Consider the following 521-nt stretch of genomic DNA (forward strand, 5'->3'; position numbering starts at 1 on the left):
GCATCGAGCCGCTCGGCCAGCGCCGCGGATTCCGCGACGGCATCGCCGATGACGACGCCGGCCCCGTTCAGGATCACCGGGAAGCTCGCGTTCGACAAAAGCTGCGCGGCCTGGGCGATCGCCTGCCGTCCCCCGGAGGGCCGCTCGAGGCGGACGATCTGGGGAAGCTCGATGTCGACGACGTGGGTCCAGAAATCGCGCGGCACGTTGATCTGCGCCGGCGCGCAGCCGCGCCACGCCTTCTCGATCACCCGGTTCAGGACCTCGGCGACGCGGGAGGGGTCGCGCACCTCCTCCTGGTAGCAGACCATGTCCTCGAACAGGGCCATCTGCTCGACCTCCTGGAAGCCGCCCTGTCCGATCGTCTTGTTGGCGGCCTGCGGGGTCACCAGCAGCATCGGCGTGTGATTCCAGTAGGCGGTCTTCATCGCCGTCACGAAGCCGGTGACGCCCGGACCGTTCTGGGCGATCGCCATCGCCATCTGGCCGGTCGCCCGGGTGTAGCCGTCGCAGATCAGGCC

The 521-nt window shown here is 69.3% G+C and carries 1 protein-coding gene; it reads right to left on the reverse strand.

The window, feature by feature from the left end:
• Nucleotides 1–521, reverse strand: a 521-nt coding sequence (locus tag WDW90_RS38010) for a thiamine pyrophosphate-binding protein (RefSeq protein ID WP_336492858.1), incomplete at both ends; no start/stop codon positions are given.

The organism is Methylobacterium nigriterrae (genome assembly GCF_037106235.1).
In the GTDB taxonomy this organism is placed as follows: Bacteria; Pseudomonadota; Alphaproteobacteria; order Rhizobiales; family Beijerinckiaceae; genus Methylobacterium; species Methylobacterium nigriterrae.